Source organism: Parabacteroides sp. MSK.9.14, assembly GCF_019041495.1.
GTDB classification, from domain to species: domain Bacteria; phylum Bacteroidota; class Bacteroidia; order Bacteroidales; family Tannerellaceae; genus Parabacteroides; species Parabacteroides merdae.
Map to the genome: position 1 here is coordinate 41,912 of NZ_JAHPXO010000002.1, position 16,438 is coordinate 58,349.

Annotated in this window: 15 protein-coding genes; 6 read left to right on the plus strand and 9 right to left on the minus strand. The window is 48.0% G+C overall.

Features of this window, described 5'->3' with window-relative positions; genetic code table 11:
* The 4 genes from KTG12_RS01390 to KTG12_RS01405 form a co-directional block, all read right to left on the minus strand.
* Positions 1–759 (minus strand): DUF5683 domain-containing protein, encoded by a 759-nt coding sequence (locus tag KTG12_RS01390; protein WP_005634205.1) that lies wholly within the window; start codon positions 757–759, stop codon positions 1–3.
* Positions 756–1,643, minus strand: coding sequence for a ParB/RepB/Spo0J family partition protein (locus tag KTG12_RS01395; protein ID WP_005634207.1), 888 nt, complete (start codon positions 1,641–1,643; stop codon positions 756–758). Before KTG12_RS01395 ends, KTG12_RS01390 begins: the two co-directional genes overlap by 4 nt.
* 79 nt (positions 1,644–1,722) lie before the next feature.
* The gene (locus KTG12_RS01400) at positions 1,723–2,487 is read right to left on the minus strand and encodes a ParA family protein (protein WP_005634208.1); all 765 of its coding nucleotides are present in this window, start codon (positions 2,485–2,487) and stop codon (positions 1,723–1,725) included.
* Between the two features lie 189 nt (positions 2,488–2,676).
* Positions 2,677–2,985 (minus strand): putative toxin-antitoxin system toxin component, PIN family, encoded by a 309-nt coding sequence (locus tag KTG12_RS01405; protein ID WP_005634211.1) that lies wholly within the window; start codon positions 2,983–2,985, stop codon positions 2,677–2,679.
* 693 nt (positions 2,986–3,678) lie between these two features.
* Between KTG12_RS01405 and KTG12_RS01410 the strand changes: the two genes are divergently transcribed.
* The 4 genes from KTG12_RS01410 to KTG12_RS01425 all read left to right on the plus strand — a co-directional run bounded on the left by KTG12_RS01410 (position 3,679) and on the right by KTG12_RS01425 (position 10,770).
* On the plus strand, positions 3,679–6,864 hold the full coding sequence (locus tag KTG12_RS01410) for a DUF6383 domain-containing protein (protein WP_155143463.1): 3,186 nt from the start codon (positions 3,679–3,681) through the stop codon (positions 6,862–6,864).
* Between the two features lie 352 nt (positions 6,865–7,216).
* Positions 7,217–7,561 carry a hypothetical protein gene (locus KTG12_RS01415; RefSeq protein ID WP_173022973.1) on the plus strand — a complete coding sequence of 115 codons (345 nt, stop codon included), beginning with the start codon at positions 7,217–7,219 and terminating at the stop codon, positions 7,559–7,561.
* 185 nt (positions 7,562–7,746) lie between these two features.
* A complete protein-coding gene (locus KTG12_RS01420) occupies positions 7,747–10,014 on the plus strand; it encodes a DUF3987 domain-containing protein (protein ID WP_155143461.1) in 2,268 nt (755 codons plus the stop codon).
* A gap of 309 nt (positions 10,015–10,323) precedes the next feature.
* Positions 10,324–10,770 (plus strand): HU family DNA-binding protein, encoded by a 447-nt coding sequence (locus KTG12_RS01425; protein WP_022322918.1) that lies wholly within the window; start codon positions 10,324–10,326, stop codon positions 10,768–10,770.
* A gap of 102 nt (positions 10,771–10,872) precedes the next feature.
* Here KTG12_RS01425 and KTG12_RS01430 read toward each other — a convergent pair whose 3' ends face one another.
* On the minus strand, positions 10,873–11,097 hold the full coding sequence (locus KTG12_RS01430) for a DUF4248 domain-containing protein (RefSeq protein ID WP_005634231.1): 225 nt from the start codon (positions 11,095–11,097) through the stop codon (positions 10,873–10,875).
* Between the two features lie 73 nt (positions 11,098–11,170).
* On the opposite strand from KTG12_RS01430, the gene KTG12_RS01435 reads away from it, so the two are divergent.
* Together KTG12_RS01435 and KTG12_RS01440 are read left to right on the plus strand one after the other, a co-directional pair.
* Positions 11,171–11,671, plus strand: a complete 501-nt coding sequence (locus tag KTG12_RS01435) for a glucosaminidase domain-containing protein (protein WP_005634233.1) — start codon at positions 11,171–11,173, stop codon at positions 11,669–11,671.
* Between the two features lie 15 nt (positions 11,672–11,686).
* Positions 11,687–12,034 carry a hypothetical protein gene (locus KTG12_RS01440; RefSeq protein WP_119215889.1) on the plus strand — a complete coding sequence of 116 codons (348 nt, stop codon included), beginning with the start codon at positions 11,687–11,689 and terminating at the stop codon, positions 12,032–12,034.
* A 7-nt stretch (positions 12,035–12,041) separates the two neighbouring features.
* On the opposite strand, the gene KTG12_RS01445 is transcribed toward KTG12_RS01440, so the two are convergent.
* The 4 genes from KTG12_RS01445 to KTG12_RS01460 all read right to left on the minus strand — a co-directional run bounded on the left by KTG12_RS01445 (position 12,042) and on the right by KTG12_RS01460 (position 16,434).
* Positions 12,042–12,371 (minus strand): T9SS type A sorting domain-containing protein, encoded by a 330-nt coding sequence (locus KTG12_RS01445; protein WP_036657975.1) that lies wholly within the window; start codon positions 12,369–12,371, stop codon positions 12,042–12,044.
* Positions 12,372–12,497: 126 nt separating this feature from the next.
* Positions 12,498–13,412 carry a ribonuclease Z gene (locus KTG12_RS01450; RefSeq protein ID WP_022322920.1) on the minus strand — a complete coding sequence of 305 codons (915 nt, stop codon included), beginning with the start codon at positions 13,410–13,412 and terminating at the stop codon, positions 12,498–12,500.
* 283 nt (positions 13,413–13,695) lie between these two features.
* Positions 13,696–14,850, minus strand: a complete 1,155-nt coding sequence (locus KTG12_RS01455) for a cytochrome d ubiquinol oxidase subunit II (protein ID WP_155143458.1) — start codon at positions 14,848–14,850, stop codon at positions 13,696–13,698.
* Positions 14,851–14,883: 33 nt separating this feature from the next.
* Complete coding sequence (locus tag KTG12_RS01460) at positions 14,884–16,434, minus strand: cytochrome ubiquinol oxidase subunit I (protein ID WP_155143456.1); 1,551 nt, start codon at positions 16,432–16,434, stop codon at positions 14,884–14,886.
* Between the last annotated feature and the right edge of the window lie 4 nt (positions 16,435–16,438).

Genomic DNA, 16,438 nt, shown 5'->3' on the forward strand with positions numbered 1-16,438 from the left:
TCAGAACTTAAAACTGCAATTCAATCCATACGAGCCCGGCGTATAGCGGGTCTTCGGGGTTACCTCCGGCGACCAGTGCAGACTCAGGTCCGGAGAAATGTCAAAGTCAAACAGTTGGGCATCCACATACGCATCGATAATACTGATCGCATATACCCCGACCGTAATGATAATGCTCAAATCCCTGTAACGGCGGAAATAATCTTTCCGGCGCTTCAGGTTTTCCTGGAACTGTGCATTCGAGACATACGTGCTCTCCTCACCGTTTCTGACAAAGATCGTCCAACTCTCCTGCCAAGGTCCCTCATACTTTTGTCCATCCTTCTCTGCCGCCAATACCTTTTGGTAATCCTCCATGATATCGAAGTAGGCAGTCGAATAGTCCTTATAATTCTTATTGTTCCAAGTGATGGCATACATACAGCCCATAAAGGCCCCATATACCAACGGGAGCTTCCAATACTTCCTGTTATATATCTGTCCCAGACCCGGCACCAAGGCATACAGCAACGCTTTGTTAGGATCGGGTTTGAACTCCTTCAGCTTCACCTTCGGTTGGGGAAGCGAGTCGGCAGCCGAAAGCACAGCCTTCACTGTCGAATCGGCCTTGGCCGTTTCTCCGGGAACCACAGCCGTTACGGCCGAATCGGAAGATATCACCGTATCCTGCTTTGCCGTTATCGTCCTCTGCGCATGGCCGGTCCATACCGAACCGCACAGGAGGGCTATTATCCACAAAATTGCTTTCCAGTTTCTCATTTCAACTTATCCAACAAGCCGATCAGTTTTTCCAATTCATCTTCAGATGCAAAGGGGATCGTTATTTTACCTTTTCCTTTTTCGTTGCATACCAATTGGACCTTCGTATTAAAGAAACTGGACAGATGGTCCTTCAGCAAGTTGAATTCCTCGGGAAGTTTCGGTTTCCGCTGGGCAGGCTTTTCCTTCCTGGCCTGTTCGAGAGCTGCCGCATCCACTCCGCCACGTACTATTTCTTCGACATTACGGACAGACAGTCCATCCGCCAATATCTGTTCGTAAAGAGCCAACTGCACTTCCGGGTCCTCGACAGGAAGCAGTGCACGTGCGTGCCCCATATCGATCTTCTTATCCTTCAGCCCCACCTGTATCTCGGCAGGGAGTTTCAAGAGGCGGAGATAATTGGCAATCGTCGCCCGCTTCTTGCCGACACGCTCGCTCAGCTTTTCCTGCGTCAGGCCGTAACTGTCGATCAGCTTCTGGTAAGCCAGGGCTATTTCTATCGAGTTCAGATCTTCGCGCTGGATATTCTCGATCAGAGCCATCTCGACGACATTCTCGTCTGCTGCGGTTTTGATATAGGCGGGGATACGTTCCAAGCCAGCCATCAGGGAAGCGCGATACCGACGTTCGCCAGAGATAATCATATATTTATCCGTTCCCGTTTCTTTCAACGTAATCGGCTGAATGACACCCAATGAACGGATAGAAACGGCCAGTTCTTCAAGCGTCTCTTCTTCAAAAACAGAACGGGGTTGATCCGGATTGGGCTGAATCTTACTCAGCTCTATTTCACTAATAGACGACGAACCGCCCGTTTTCAGGTCATCCATCGTTATCAAAGCATCCAATCCGCGGCCAAGAGCCGATCTTTTCATTACCATAAACTTTCGAATTTATGATTTATGATGTATGATGTATGATTTGAAAAGACAAACAAATCATACATCATACATCATAAATCTATTTGTTTTTATCTATCAGCTCTTGTGCAAGCTGCATGTGATTCAAAGCTCCCTTCGACTCGGCATCGTAAAGCAGCACGGGTTTGCCGTAGCTGGAAGCTTCGCTTAATTTGACATTACGCTGAATAACGGTCGTGAAAACCAGGTCCCGGAACGGACGTTTCACTTCTTCGTATATCTGGTTGGCCAGACGGAGACGCGAGTCATACATGGTCAGCAGGAAGCCTTCGATTTCCAAAGCGGGATTCAGCTTCGATTTGATAATCTTTATCGTATTCAACAGTTTACTGATCCCTTCCAGCGCAAAATACTCACATTGCACGGGTATCATCACCGAATCGGCTGCCGTCAAGGCATTGACCGTGATCAATCCCAAAGAGGGAGAACAGTCGATCAGGATATAATCGTACCGTTCTTTCAGCGGGACCAGTATTTGTTTCAATATCTGCTCCCGGTTCTCCATGTTCAGCATTTCAATCTCCGCGCCTACCAAGTCGATATGCGAAGGGATAATATCCAGTCCCTCCACTTCCGTATTGGTAATCGCACCTTTCGGATCGTCGCCGTTCACCACACATTCGTAGATCGACTGCTCCACGCTGCGGATATCCACGCCCAGTCCCGACGAAGCGTTAGCCTGCGGATCCGCATCGACCACCAGCACCTTTTTCTCAAGTGCCGCCAGCGATGCAGCCAGATTAATCGTTGTGGTAGTCTTACCTACCCCACCTTTCTGATTTGCTAAAGCGATAATCTTTCCCATACTTTGTCTATTTATTCGGGGGCAAAACTAAACATTAAAAACCTAACACAAATCAGTTTATCCAAAACAATGCCTGTTTTGTTGAAAAGTCACCTTATCTGTTGATAACTTGCAAATATAAACAGAATATTCAATAACTTGTTTCAAATGAGCGCGATGGTGGGTATTTTTTAGGAATGATAACGAATCCTATAATAAAGAAAGAAAAGAGTTATAATCCAAGATACGTGTTTCATTGTGCTTACCTAACACAAGCAAATCCTTATCGCCCGATATGATATAGTCGGCAGGAATCGTATCGGCTAATGACAACAAATATAAATCTTTTACATCTCTGATAGGAGATACCGCCGGTTTTTCTATATCAACACAAAAACAATACAAACTCATCAATTCTAATGTATCAAGAACATCTTTCTCTCCAATATACTTTTTCAGCTTTGGTCTTTGAACCACGGCTTTATATTCCCCTATCAATTCTTTGCACACATATTCCATTTTCACAAAGATACAAACATACACTCAAAACTCTACCATCAAAATACAGCAGCTATCTTTTTATATTGTTCAACTTTTCAAGCAAGGAACTATTCTTATGAGCCACTTGTATATTCCACCTTGCTTACACTTAGATTTTGTTAACAACAGTGGAACGATACGAAATGGCTTTTTCCAGAAAACGGCAAATTCAGGCTATTATAGCAATAGAGGCCGGCAGATTGAAGATATCATGTATATTATTGATAAACTTGGACTTACACAATTATATTTAGGTACATATGTACATTATATAAAAAATGGATTTCAGCCTTATTTTAGAGCGTTTTTATGTTTATAAGTGATTGGGGATAAAAAAGATAGAGACTGTTTTCAGAATGGCTAATGAAAACGTACGTTTTTTTTCGCCACTTTTCAGCTACAAAAATACAACTACTTTTTAAACCTGCAATCCTTTCTCCCAATAAATTTTCCTTTTCTATATTCTTTCTTATCAATTAGATAGCTTAACGCGTACAAAAAACCGACTTTCCGATACGAAGCCTTCCGACTACTCCCAAAAAATGACTAATTAAAACGTACGTTTTCATTAGTCATTATACAGGATTTTGGTTAACTCTTGTAAAACAAGAGGTTTGAGTACATAGAAGAAACAAACAGATATACTATTTATTAATTAAACATTTTAGAATTATGAACAAAAAGTTTTCTACTCTTTTAGCAGGAGTTGCACTGTTTGGGGCAACAAGTGCTTTTGCAGGAAACAATGTTCCCTCTTTAATTGAAGGAACAAATGATGGACTGTATCAATTGAAGACTCCTGGTAACCTCTACTTGGCAGTGAATCCGAAGGGAGAACTGGTTACAGTTGATAATGTTACAGCAGATAACGTTGCAAGCACATTGTGGTGCACAACTGTTACTGTTGAAAATCAAGGAAAAGCTCCTATTTATGACTTCGTAAACAAAGGTGCTGAAGCTTTATTGTCTGTAACAATGGATGATTTCGCTAAAAATGCAATGCAAACAACCAAGAACTCATTGGTTGGAGGTGAAATTGCAGGCTGGGCATTCTCTGGAACATATGCTAATGCTTTGGAAACTAACAGACCGCTGTATTCTTATTTCCAAGAAGACTCTGTTGTCGGCTTAGTTTTAGAGGGCACTAATGTACGTTTGAAGAAAGCTGGTGGTAAGGCCACTGATATTTCAGGAGCTAAATTTGCCACATTCACTTTGGTAGAAGCTGACGGAATCGCTTTGAATGCAAAGCAAATCAACACTAAATTAGGTATTCAGGATGCAGCTAACGGCGTTAAATTGACATTCAATCCGGATCGCAACAACACATCTTTGGAAAACCCGTTCAGTGATGTCGCTTTCATCGCTAAAGATACTAAGGACGGATCTTTTGTTTATGTAACAAGAAAAGCTGACAACCAGTATCTGCATGTCGATACAGCATATACAAATAAAAACAGCGATAAGTTCTTGGCATTTAATTACAAAAAGGCTTTGAGTACGGATTTGGCTGATCAAGGTAAGTTCTTGTTTACTTATTTCCCGTCTCACGACTCTTTGGTAATCCAAGTTAAGCAGGCAACTCGCTTAAGCGCATCTGTTAAAGATTGGAAGACAGCGTTAACTACACCAGGAAACCACAAAACGATTATCGCAAATAATAAAACTGCTAAAAACTATGTTACAATTCAAGACCTGGTTAAAGCAGATGAAATTCGTATCGTAACTATCGCTGACGTAAAAGAAACAGATATCACTTTAGGCTTCACCGGTTGTGTTCAGGCTGGTACAGACAAGGTTTCTTTGGAAGACGGTCTGTATGTAATCCAGAATGCAGAAACTAACAAATATCTGGCATCTCCGATCCATGTTGATGGTGCAGCTTCAGAATGGGTAACTGTTGATAAAGCAGAACAGAACGTAATGCACATGCCGGCTTACCAGTGGGTTGTTTTGAAGACTAAGACTTCTGAATATTTCTTGTCTACTTCTCCGGTAAATGTTACAAACCGTGAATATCCGTCATTGAAGAACCCGGCTTATAATACAACGGACAAGGTTCTGAAAAACGGTGCTTCTTGGCAGTTGACTCAGGCAGAAGGTTCTAAACTGTATTATTGCAAGGCTTTGTCTTCCGACTCTTTGGTCATCACAAAGATTACAGACAAAAACATTTTGGGTGACAAATATTTAGGATACAAATATTTGACTGATGATGAATTGATGATCACAAACTATGCATTCAACTACTTCAACCCGTACACAATGGACAAATACATCGCACAGGTTGAAGGAGACACAACTTTGAACGCATTGCAGGAAGAAGCTACTTTCTTTGAACTGGTTAAGCAAAATAACAACAAGACTGTAGCTTACGGTTACACAGTAGATGCAACAGTACAGGCAAGAATCGAAGGTCTGGCTCAGCTTGAAAGAGCTACTTATCAGATCAAAGCTGGTAAGAACATGATCGCTGTCGGCAAAGAAAACCGCTATGTCTTGACAGAGAACTTAGCTCCGGCTACATTCTACTTCAAAGAAAACAACGAAACAGAAAAGGGTTGCTACTATGCATTTATCGATGCAGACGATGTAGAGAAAGACACGAAAGGAAATGTTCTTTCTTTCAACAACAAATTAGGTGTTGCAGACCAGAGCTTGAAAGCTTTACTTCAGGAACAGGTTATTGAAGAAGTAAGAACTTCTGCTTTCAGAATCGGTTTGGCTGACCAACCTCTGTATCGTCGTTTCAACCACGTTGAATTAGATGGAGCTGTAGAAGGTAACGAAGATGCTACTAAACTGTTGAAGTTCAAAGAAGCTTATGTCGGCGATTATCTGATGGATGAAACCAACAAGAACTTCATGCGTGAAGATATGGACTATTTAGGCATTGGAGCAAAGAATATTGCCAAAGCAGGTCTGTCATTCAATGTCCGTCCGTTCAATATCGGAAAATCTGCTCAGTATCAGATTAAGCCGCAGTATTTGGTATATGTAAGTGAAACAGAAAACAAAGGAACTGAAGGAAAACCTTGTGACGCAACCAACCACAAGCATATGAATGCCAATGGTGAACCTTGCGGTCCGGAAGATTGTATCCATGCAACTCCTGCCGTTCCTGGTTTCAACCGTTACAAACTGTTGGTAAGCTTCGCTGACTCTGCAGAAGCCAAGGATGTTGTCAAGGGTGAAGAACTGTATCACTTCGGTAAATACCATCGCGTAGGTTTTGTTGATGCCGTTGAACAGGATAGCGTTCTGTATATCTTGGGTGAACATTTCGAAAACGTTGCAACTAAAGACTTGAGCATGGAAGACATTAAGAAAGTTGTCAAAGGCATCAATCTGAAGGTTGCTGTTAAGGAAGACAAGCACCACAACTATACTTGGTCATTCCGTTACATCGATCCGGCCAAGGCTGCTAACGAAGTTGAAGAAGATCGCGCATTCTTGATCGAATCTAACAAAGGTAACAAAGACATCGCTCCGTCAAAAGCAGCATGGTTGAAGAACCAGAACAACTGCTTGGTATTATCTGATCCTGAAGAATCTGAATTCGAAGAAGCAAAGACAGGCGGTGACAACGCTCTTATCTTCAACATCGAAAAGGGTTCTGCTGACGATATGGCTACCGACAACGAAGAGATCGCCACATCTGAAGTAACAGTTATCGCTGGCGAAGGCAACGTAACGATCGCTGGTGCTGCCGGTAAGAAAGTTGTTGTAAGCAACATCTTAGGCCAGGTTGTAGCTAACACGGTTATCACTTCTGACAATGCAACAATCGCTGCTCCGGCAGGTGTAGTAGTTGTAGCTGTTGAAGGTGAAGAAGCTGTTAAAGCTATCATCAAGTAATCGAGACTGAACAATACTATCGTAAGGGTGGTTATTAGACCACCCTTATACAAATGACATTTTATAATCAAATAATTCTTCGGTTGCGTACCGTAAAACGGCAACTAACCTGCGAGAGGCGAACAAGCAACCGGATTTAATATTAATAATACTAAAGTATATTGAAATTAAAGTTCAAGTTGCCTTTCCCCTGCGAAGGACGAAGGCATACAAAAAAACAAGCCCCGGCAGTTTTCGTACTGCCGGGGCTTCGTTATTTATTAAAAACAGATGATAATCATCATTTATATTATCCATCTTATAAAAAATTCATCATGAAAAAAAACAGAAGCTTTCAAAAGAAGCACAAGAAATGGCAGAATTGTACACCCGCCTGGAAATCCTCAAGTCTAAACAGATAGAGGGAGTCAAAACGACACGTTACACGACCGACGCCATCCGCGCCTGCCAAGGACGCATACGCAAACTGCTCCAAAAGGTCGGAGGGATCGAAGAAATACAGATAAAGGTAGACGACGCACGCACACTTGCCGAGTATTTCAGCGGAATACGCTACCTCCCTGAATTTGAGAAAAACACGGAAAAGGCAGCCGGGCTATTCAAGGCCATGCAGGTCATCTTCAACTTCAGTGTCGTGGTCAAGACGTTGGCCACCTATTATTATTCAAAAGAGAAGAGAGAACGGACAAACAGTTAATTTATTCTAAATAAAAATGTTAAAAAGCAATATGCTCCGTCAAAAACAAAATTCATATACACCTAACAACCAGTATTATATATTTCAAAAATCCGCTTTTGGCATAGTTGCCTGCACACTGGGATAAGCTTACCTTTGTCGCATAAACAAACCGGCAATCCATTTTGCCTTAAATTAATAATATCATGGAAAAACAAGTACATGTATCTTTTTACGCCAGCCTGTTCCGGACAGAGTGCAAAGTCTTAACTCTTGAAGAAATCATCATCTTGATCCGGCGCCGCCGCTGGAAAAATGAGATCCTCGCCTACCGCACCGCACTGGCGGAAGGGCGTGCCGAAGAAGCTCGGAAGCTGAAGGGCGGATTGCCGGGGTTCACCCCTTCGGGGGTATTCAAGGGCGGACATAAGGCGAGTGCGCTCGAAACGTACAGCCAGGTCGTCGGACTGGATTTCGACCATGTGAAGGACCTGCCGGCACTGATCCTCGCCTTCCGGGCGCTGAGCTCCACGCTGGCGATGTTCGTCAGTCCCGGCGGAGAAGGGCTGAAGGTCTTCGTACGCGTAGACTGCCCGGCGGAACGCCACGGCGAAGCCTATCCCCTTGTCGCCGCCTTCTTCGAGAAGGCAGGCGGTGTGGCAAGCGATGCCAAGTGCAAGGACATCAGCCGTTGCTGTTACGTGGGCGACGACGGGGAGGCGTACTACAATCCGGACGCGGAAGTCTTCCACATCCCCGAAAAGCAGTCGGCCGAAAAGGGTGTCGACGCGTTTGTCGCACGTTTCCTCGACCGCATCCCGCCGCTGGCAGGAGCGCGTAACCAGACGGTCTACCGCCTCGGCTGCGAGGCAAACCGGAGGGGCTTTTCGTACACCGAAACAGCCGCATGCTGCACGCTGCGCCTGCAAGCGGCAGACTTCACGGCGACAGAGATCGAACAGGCGTTACATTCTGCTTATCAAGGAAATATAAACGAGCATGCGACCTATGGCGGAGCAAAAGGACAAATTGACCGCGAAATTTCTCCTACAGTTTTCAAAACCCGACATCCCTTAGAGACGGAAGAAATAGAGACAAGCGGCGAAGTCCTGCGCGAGCGGACCCCGCTCATTCCCGACGAGGTGTACGGATGGCTTCCCGATCTGTTCCGCGAGGCGGTCGCCTTCTATCCCCAGCACCGCGAGCGCGACATGGCGCTCCTCGGAGCATGCACGGTGGCAAGCGCCTGCCTCCCCGAAGTGTCCGGCAAATATCACCGCAAACGGGTGTTCCCCCACATTTTCACCGTCGAGGTGGCTCCCGCGGCCAACGGTAAGGGGTGCATCAACGACATGCGCCATCTGGCCGACTTGTACGAAGAACTGATCAAGACGGAAACGGGACAGGCCGAAGCCGAATATATGCAAGCCCTGGAAGAGTGGGAGCAGAAGAAGGCGGAGGCACACCAGAAGCACCGCTCCGTCGTGGTAAAGGATGCTCCGAAACCTGCCGCCAAGGCCTACCTCAACATCCCGACGCAGGTCACCAAAGCCAAGATGCTTGTCCACCTGCGCGACAACGGCAACATCGGCGGGCTGATGGCTGACAGCGAAATCGACACGATCCTATCGGCCAGCAAACAGGACTACGGGATGTTTGACGACCTGCTCCGCAAGGCGTTCCATCACGAACCGGTCTCTTCGTCGCGCAAGACGGACAACGAGATGATCCGCATCGACTCTCCACGGCTCGCCCTGCTGCTCTCCGGGACACCGGGACAGTTCTCCCGCCTGATCCCCGACAGCGAGAGCGGACTCCTGAGCCGCCTGCTGCTCTATACGTGCCGCAGCGAGGCGGTCTGGCAGGATGTCTCGCCCGAAGGCGACAAAATGGATATGCCGAAGAAGCTGTCGGAACTCTCCGAACAACTGATGAACATCGCCAAGACGCTTCGCCGGCGCCCGTTGCAGGTATGCCTGACGCTGTCGCAGTGGGCCCGGCTGAACCAGTGTTTCAAGAAATGGCTGCATGAAGCGGACCTGTTCGGCGACGAGGAATTTCTCAGCGTCATCAAACGCCACGGGCTGATCGCCTTCCGCCTCTGCATGATCTTCACCGCCACCCGATGCGGCAAGGAGGGCTACGGGATGGACTCGCAGTATTGCACCGAAGAGCATTTCAAGGCTGCGCTCGCCATCGTCGAGACTTGCCTCGAACACAGCCGCCTGCTCCTGACGCAGTTGCGACACAACGAAAGCGCTCCCGAACTGTCCTGCCCCCGCAAGGGACGCATCCTGCTGGAGAAATTGCCGGAGCGCTTCACCCTGGCTGAAGCTTACACCATCGGTGAGGCGGAAGGGATGGACAAAAGGCTGGTCAGACGCCTCATTTATAAGCTGAACCCTCTGTTCATCAAGAGAATAAGCCACGGTGAGTATCAGAAAAACAAGCCCGTCACCCCCCAAAAAGTGTAGGGAAAATATCGCGGTCAAATTGTCCTTTTCCCTCCGCAGCCGATTTCAGAAAGAGAAAAACCCTATACCTTTTTCCCCCAAAAGCCATAGCTTCCACGGAAAAAAGGTATAGGGTTTTGCCCTGTGGGGTATAGTTTTTTTTATATCAAAGCCAAGCATACTTGCCGGCTTTCCCCGGCTTTCCCCGTTTTGCCCCTCTCCTCCCCCTCTTGCCACGCTGTTCCGCCACATTCCGCAGGGACGACGGGGGCGGTTGTATCTTTGTTATGTGATTAAGAAACAAATGTTTTACCTAAAAATCCTAATGTTATGCCAGCAAAGTACAAATTGGTCCTGCGCAAAGACATGCGCAAAGATGCCGCCGAAGGTTCGAAACTGTATTACGCCAGTGCCAATACGACCGGCACGTGCGACGTGTATGAATTGTGCGACCTGATCTCGGCCCAGTCCACCGCCTCTTCGGGCGATGTGAAACTGATCCTCGACGAATTGGTCAACGTGATGCGCCGCAACCTCGGCAAAGGCGAGGTTGTCAAAGTAGGCGAGCTCGGCAGCTTCCAGTTGCAGTTCGGCAGCACCGGCACGCTGACCGAGAAGGAGTTCAGCCATGCGCTTATCAAAAGCCGCCGCATCGTCTTCCGCCCCGGCAAGCTGCTGAAAGATGCGATCAAGAACTACACGTTCGAGAAGATCGCTTCCGGTGCTCCGGACGAGGGCAGCGCAGGGGGCGAAGATGACCGCCCGGGAGAACTTTGAGAGTTGAAAGTTGAGAGTTGAAAGTTGAAAGTTGAAAGTTAAAAGTGATGCTTCGCGTTCGTACAAATAACTTTCAACTTTCACCTTTCAACTTTCACCTCTTCAGGGTTCTCCGAGATGTCCCACAATGTAATCCTTTTGTCTGGGGGTGAGGTATTTCTTACCCGGATGCCAGCCCGATTTTTCCAGTTGACCGACCAGCTCGTCGCTGACGCGTATCCATTTCAACAATTGCATGGTCGCGCTCTTCTGCGAGATATTCGGGAAGTACATCAGGGCCAGTTCGCCCCATCCCCATACTTTGTTTTGATTCAGTGAATTTTCCATCGTTTTTCTTCTTGATTATAATATGTAAATATAGTCATTATCAATCTGAAATACAAATAAATACCGATATATAATGGATAAAAAGATCAATTTTTTACATACTTGCCGGGAGGCTGCCGCCGAAGCGGAAAAGCTGTTCGGCATGAACGCCAGGATCATCCTCGCACAGGGTGCGCTCGAAAGCGGATGGGGAACCTCCATGCTTGCGACGGAACATCATAATTTCTTCGGACTGATGGGGTATGGCGCTTCCAACGCGTATTGGCACGGACAGCGGGCCACGTTCGAGACGGCCTACGGCACGCACCATTTCAGGCATTACGAAGCCACACACCTCTCTTTCCTCGACTTCGCCCGCCTGATCCGTTCCGCCTATCCCCGCGCCTACCATTTCAGCTTCCAGCCCGAAGCCTACGCCAAGGAGATCGCCTACAGCCCCTACATCAGCGAACAAAACGGTGACAACCGCGACCTCTACCGCCGCAACATCATCGCGCTCGAAGCAGAGATCGGGAAACAACTGGAACTGTTTCAATGGACAATGAACAATGGACAATTAAATCATAAATCATAATTCACAAATCCCATCATGAACAAACTAAAACAAATCCTTGAATTTATCAGAGCCTTGTTGGGCTTCTTGTTGAACCTGAAAAAGAAGAAAACGGATGAGAAGAATGAAAAGCCGGCTCGCCCGATACCGGGCAAGTTGCCGGACGATGTGCCGGACGATACGCCTTCGGACAGCATTGGCATTGTATCTGGCCGCCCTCGGGATAATGGCCCTGTGGGCGGACCGTTCGGAGGTGGTGCTGGGATGTATAGGAGCCCTCTTGACACTCTCGGAGTACGGACAAACGGCACGGGACAAGCCTCCTCCTTCGTGGGATGGGCGCTGATTGCATACGCGACGGGGATGTCTTTATGGGGAGCCTGAACGGGTGTTAGCGGATGGACACTTTACGGACCGTGTCGCCGATGCGGACGATGTAGTAACCCTTGGCAAGGTCCACCGTATATTCGCCGGAGGGTTGCTTCATCGGTATCTCTTTCACCCGGATGCCTACCACGCTGTAGACTTCGAGCTTGCTACCGGCCGGAGCATTCTCGACGACGATCTTGTTATCATAGGCGCTGATCTCAACCGAATCCGGTTCTTTGTCTTTGGCGACGGTCGTCCGGGACACGGTCGTATTCGCTTGTTGTGCCATCACCTCAAGCGGACAACCGGCCCATGCAGCCAGCAACAAAACGAATGTAATCAATACCTTCATATACCAAACCCTAAGATCGTACAAATGTAGGAATATTTTTTGGGATAATACACAAAGTTCTGTATTATTAATGATCGACGGCCATTCCATGTTTCGACACACCTTCCTACGGCACCTCTTTTTCGATTAAACCGGTATCACCGTTCCTTCATTTCCCAATATCGTGCCGGGGAATACCGCTTCGGCTTCCCGGTGAAGTTCGGACAGGTCTTCGTAGCGGGCGGAATAGTGACCGATGACGAGGCGTTTCACATGGGCATCACGGGCGATCTCCGCTGCCTGACGTGCGGTGGAATGGAAGGTTTCTTTGGCACGGGCGAGATCGCATTCGGCAAAAGTCGCTTCATGATAGAGCAGGTCCGCCCCTTCGATAATCGGGATGATCGAGCGGTTATAGGCCGTATCGGAACAGAACGCATAACGCTTGGGAGGAGCAGCCGGACGCGTCAGGCGGGAATTGGGAACGACCTCGCCTTCGGGCGTGACATAGTCCTGCCCCTGCTTGATATCTTTCATGCAACGGACGGGAACCTGATAGAAATCCGTCATCTCGCGGATGATATGCGCCTCCTTCGGTTTCTCGGCAAAGAGATAGCCGCAGGTGGGAATCCGGTGCTTCAGCGGGATGGAGTAGACCGACAGCGAACGGTCTTCCATCACCAACGAATGGCTGCGGGTATCGACAGGATTGAAACGCACTTCGAACTCCATGCCCCGGCAGAACAAATCCATCACGGGACGCAGGTAAGTCTCGACCTCCTTCGGACCGTGCACGACCAGCTCGCCGGTGCGTCCCAGCATGCCGAGTGTAGAGATCAGTCCCGGCAGACCGAAGCAGTGGTCGCCATGCAAATGCGAGATGAAGATATGGGCGAGACGGCCGAAACGGACGCGCATCCGCCGCATCTGCACTTGGGTACCTTCCCCACAATCAATCATATACAATTTGTCTCGTAAATCTACGATCTGTGATGTTGCCAGATGCCGCGTGGTAGGTAACGCCGAACCGCATCCCAATATGTTTATGTTAAATTCTGCCATAAGGTCCTTCGGATAATTCGGGTGTAAAGATAATACAAAAGCATTGGCGTACTGTGAAAAATAACAAAAAAAGCGGGGAGATTGTTCCGAGGGTCACAGGTATTCCATATATTTGTTTGCTGTCCTTATGGAAGCTATTTAGAGTCAGTAGAAAAGACTTAAGATATTTTCATCTAAGCCTTAACTAACTTTTTCTTTTTGTTTAAAACGGTTAAATGTAGAAACGGCCAAGCGTGAGCTTCGCCGTTTCCTTTGTTTTATGGGACCAGCCTGTAGCATCGCATCAATAGGCATGCGTGTCTTTCTCCTGCATTTCCTCCCCGCTGATCTTCCGCAGATCCAACGCACGCCAGGCATAGAAAATATAGCCCAGGACGAAAGGCACGAGGATGGAGACATAACTCATCACTTCCAATGTGAACGGACTGGAGCAGCTGTTGCCGATCGTCAGCGAACTTTGCAGGTCGGCTACCGAAGGATAATAAGCCGTATTGTTCCAACCGGCACAAAGCAGCAGCGCCAGCACCGTGAGTACCGTGCCTGTCCCGCAGAACCAGATGCCCTTTTTCCATGTCCCTGACAAGATCGTGCGAACGATGCCATACAAGACACCGGCCACGCCCGCCAACAGCACGACCGATACGGCAGGCATCTCGACCAGGTTCATAAAGTATTTATAGGGCTGCATATACACCTCTTTTGTCTCCGGATCGACAGCAAACCCGTCGGCAAGCAACAGATGCACCAGGAAGACAAGGAAGAAGACAAGGAACAGCACCGTCTCGATCAGCAAATGCTTGCGACTGCGTTTCACGATCTCGGCATCGTCGATATTGTTGATGAAATAAAGCAATGCCTGGATGCGTGCCAGGAAGAACACCGCCAGTCCGAGACATACGTTCCAGAACACGAAAGCAGCCTCAAGTCCGTGCCAGGGGGTCGCCCAGGTGGAGATCACCGGCATCGCGACATCGGTCAGCTGTCCTTTGTTGACGACAAACTCGGCTCCGCTAAAAAACGTACCGACAGCCGTACCCAACAGGATCGGGCCCAAGATGCCGTTCAACAGCAGGAATACCTGATACGTCTTTTTGCCCAGGAGATTCCCCTTCTTCGACTGGTATTCATACGATACGGCCTGCAGAACAAAGCAAGCCAGTATCAGCATCCACACCCAGTAGGCTCCGCCGAAACTGGTCGAATAGAATAACGGGAAAGAGGCGAAGAACGCACCTCCGAAAGTGACCAGGGTCGTAAACGTAAACTCCCATTTGCGTCCGGTCGAGTTCAGCAACATCTTTTGTTGCAATTCAGTTTTGCCGATCGTGAAGAGCAAGGACTGTCCGCCTTGTACGAAAAGCAGGAAAACCAATAGCGCTCCTAAGAGGGAAACAAGGAACCACCAGTAATGCTGTAACAATATATATGTACTATCCATAACACTCATTTCTTAATTCTTAATTCATAATTCTTAATTCACCGAAGGCCCTTTCTTGATCGCCTTCACCATAATACCGATCTCCGCAATAAGCAGGACGGTAAAGAGAAACAGGAAGACGAAGAAGGTCGTCTGTACCGATGAAGTGGCCAGCTTGGACACGGATGCGCCTGTCGGCAGGATGTCCTGGATAGCCCACGGCTGACGTCCCACTTCGGCCACGATCCACCCCGCCTGCCCGGCGATGTAGGCCAGAGGAATCGTCCACAGGCTCGACCATTGCAACCAGCGGGCATCGGCAAACTTGTTCTTTTTGCTCCAGATCAAAGCAACGATGAATAGCAGAATAAAATATCCGCCCAGGAGCACCATGACGCGGAATGAATAGAAAGTGAGGCCGACATGAGGAACCAGGTCGGCAGGATCTTTAATGTACCCGTATCCGAAATAAGCGAAGTTCTCGTCCAACAGGCTACGGGCTTGCTCCGCAGCCACCTGGTCTTTGTCCTTTACCGCCTTGCGATAATCAGCAAGAGCTTGGATGGCAATCCTCCCCTTCTCGATCTTCTCGGCAGCAGAAAGGGCAACCGTTCCTTTATTGGTCGTATAACCGCCTTCTATCAGGTTGACGATGCCGGGAACGTATGCATCCACATCGCGTTCGGCAAGGAAGGAGAGCAGTTTCGGAATCTTGATATCGAAGATGAAAGGATTTACATTATCTTTATAACTCGTCTTGTCGGGATTCAGCAGGCCGATGGCAACCAGACCTGTTCCGTTGCCCCCTTCGTACAAGCCCTCCATCGCAGCCAACTTCATCGGCTGTTTCTGGGCGACCTGGTAAGCCGAACCATCACCCGTCCATACAATAAGTATGGAAGCGACCAGTCCGAAAATCGCACCGACCTTGATGCTTTCGAGCGAGAACTCCGTCTCCCGCTTTTTCAACAGATACCAACTGCTGACACCCATCACGAAGACGGCTCCCACGATCCATCCGGAAAGTACGGTATGGAAGAATTTGTTGATGGCGACAGGAGATAAGGCCACCGCCCAGAAATCGAACATCTCGTTACGCACAGTGTCCGGATTAAAATGCATACCTACCGGATATTGCATCCACGCATTGGCGATCAGGATCCAAAGGGCGGAAAGAGTTGCTCCTATGATCGTCAGCCAGGTGGAAGCCAAGTGGAAGCGTTTGCTCACCTTGTCCCAACCGAAAAACATCACGGCTATAAAAGTCGCTTCCATAAAGAACGCCAGAATTCCTTCGATAGCAAGGGGAGCTCCGAAGATGTCTCCTACAAACCAACTGTAGTTAGACCAGTTCGTTCCGAATTCGAATTCGAGGATCAGCCCGGTGGCAACACCGATAGCGAAGTTAATACCAAACAGTTTCATCCAGAACTGCGCTGTCTTTTTCCAGAACTCGTTACCTGTTTTGTAATAGATGGTCTCCATGATGGCCTGTATAACGCCGAGCCCCAGTGTCAGGGGCACGAACAGCCAATGATACATGGCAGTGAGAGCGAATTGCGCTCTTGACCAGTCAATCAAAGATGTGTCAATGCTTGCGATCATAAAT

Coding starts and splice junctions, on each gene's coding strand:
- KTG12_RS01390 (WP_005634205.1), bottom strand. CDS start 759: ATGAGAAACTGGAAAGCAATTTTGTGGATAATAGCCCTCCTGTGCGGT.
- KTG12_RS01395 (WP_005634207.1), bottom strand. CDS start 1,643: ATGGTAATGAAAAGATCGGCTCTTGGCCGCGGATTGGATGCTTTGATA.
- KTG12_RS01400 (WP_005634208.1), bottom strand. CDS start 2,487: ATGGGAAAGATTATCGCTTTAGCAAATCAGAAAGGTGGGGTAGGTAAG.
- KTG12_RS01405 (WP_005634211.1), bottom strand. CDS start 2,985: ATGGAATATGTGTGCAAAGAATTGATAGGGGAATATAAAGCCGTGGTT.
- KTG12_RS01410 (WP_155143463.1), top strand. CDS start 3,679: ATGAACAAAAAGTTTTCTACTCTTTTAGCAGGAGTTGCACTGTTTGGG.
- KTG12_RS01415 (WP_173022973.1), top strand. CDS start 7,217: ATGGCAGAATTGTACACCCGCCTGGAAATCCTCAAGTCTAAACAGATA.
- KTG12_RS01420 (WP_155143461.1), top strand. CDS start 7,747: ATGGAAAAACAAGTACATGTATCTTTTTACGCCAGCCTGTTCCGGACA.
- KTG12_RS01425 (WP_022322918.1), top strand. CDS start 10,324: ATGCCAGCAAAGTACAAATTGGTCCTGCGCAAAGACATGCGCAAAGAT.
- KTG12_RS01430 (WP_005634231.1), bottom strand. CDS start 11,097: ATGGAAAATTCACTGAATCAAAACAAAGTATGGGGATGGGGCGAACTG.
- KTG12_RS01435 (WP_005634233.1), top strand. CDS start 11,171: ATGGATAAAAAGATCAATTTTTTACATACTTGCCGGGAGGCTGCCGCC.
- KTG12_RS01440 (WP_119215889.1), top strand. CDS start 11,687: ATGAACAAACTAAAACAAATCCTTGAATTTATCAGAGCCTTGTTGGGC.
- KTG12_RS01445 (WP_036657975.1), bottom strand. CDS start 12,371: ATGAAGGTATTGATTACATTCGTTTTGTTGCTGGCTGCATGGGCCGGT.
- KTG12_RS01450 (WP_022322920.1), bottom strand. CDS start 13,412: ATGGCAGAATTTAACATAAACATATTGGGATGCGGTTCGGCGTTACCT.
- KTG12_RS01455 (WP_155143458.1), bottom strand. CDS start 14,850: ATGGATAGTACATATATATTGTTACAGCATTACTGGTGGTTCCTTGTT.
- KTG12_RS01460 (WP_155143456.1), bottom strand. CDS start 16,434: ATGATCGCAAGCATTGACACATCTTTGATTGACTGGTCAAGAGCGCAA.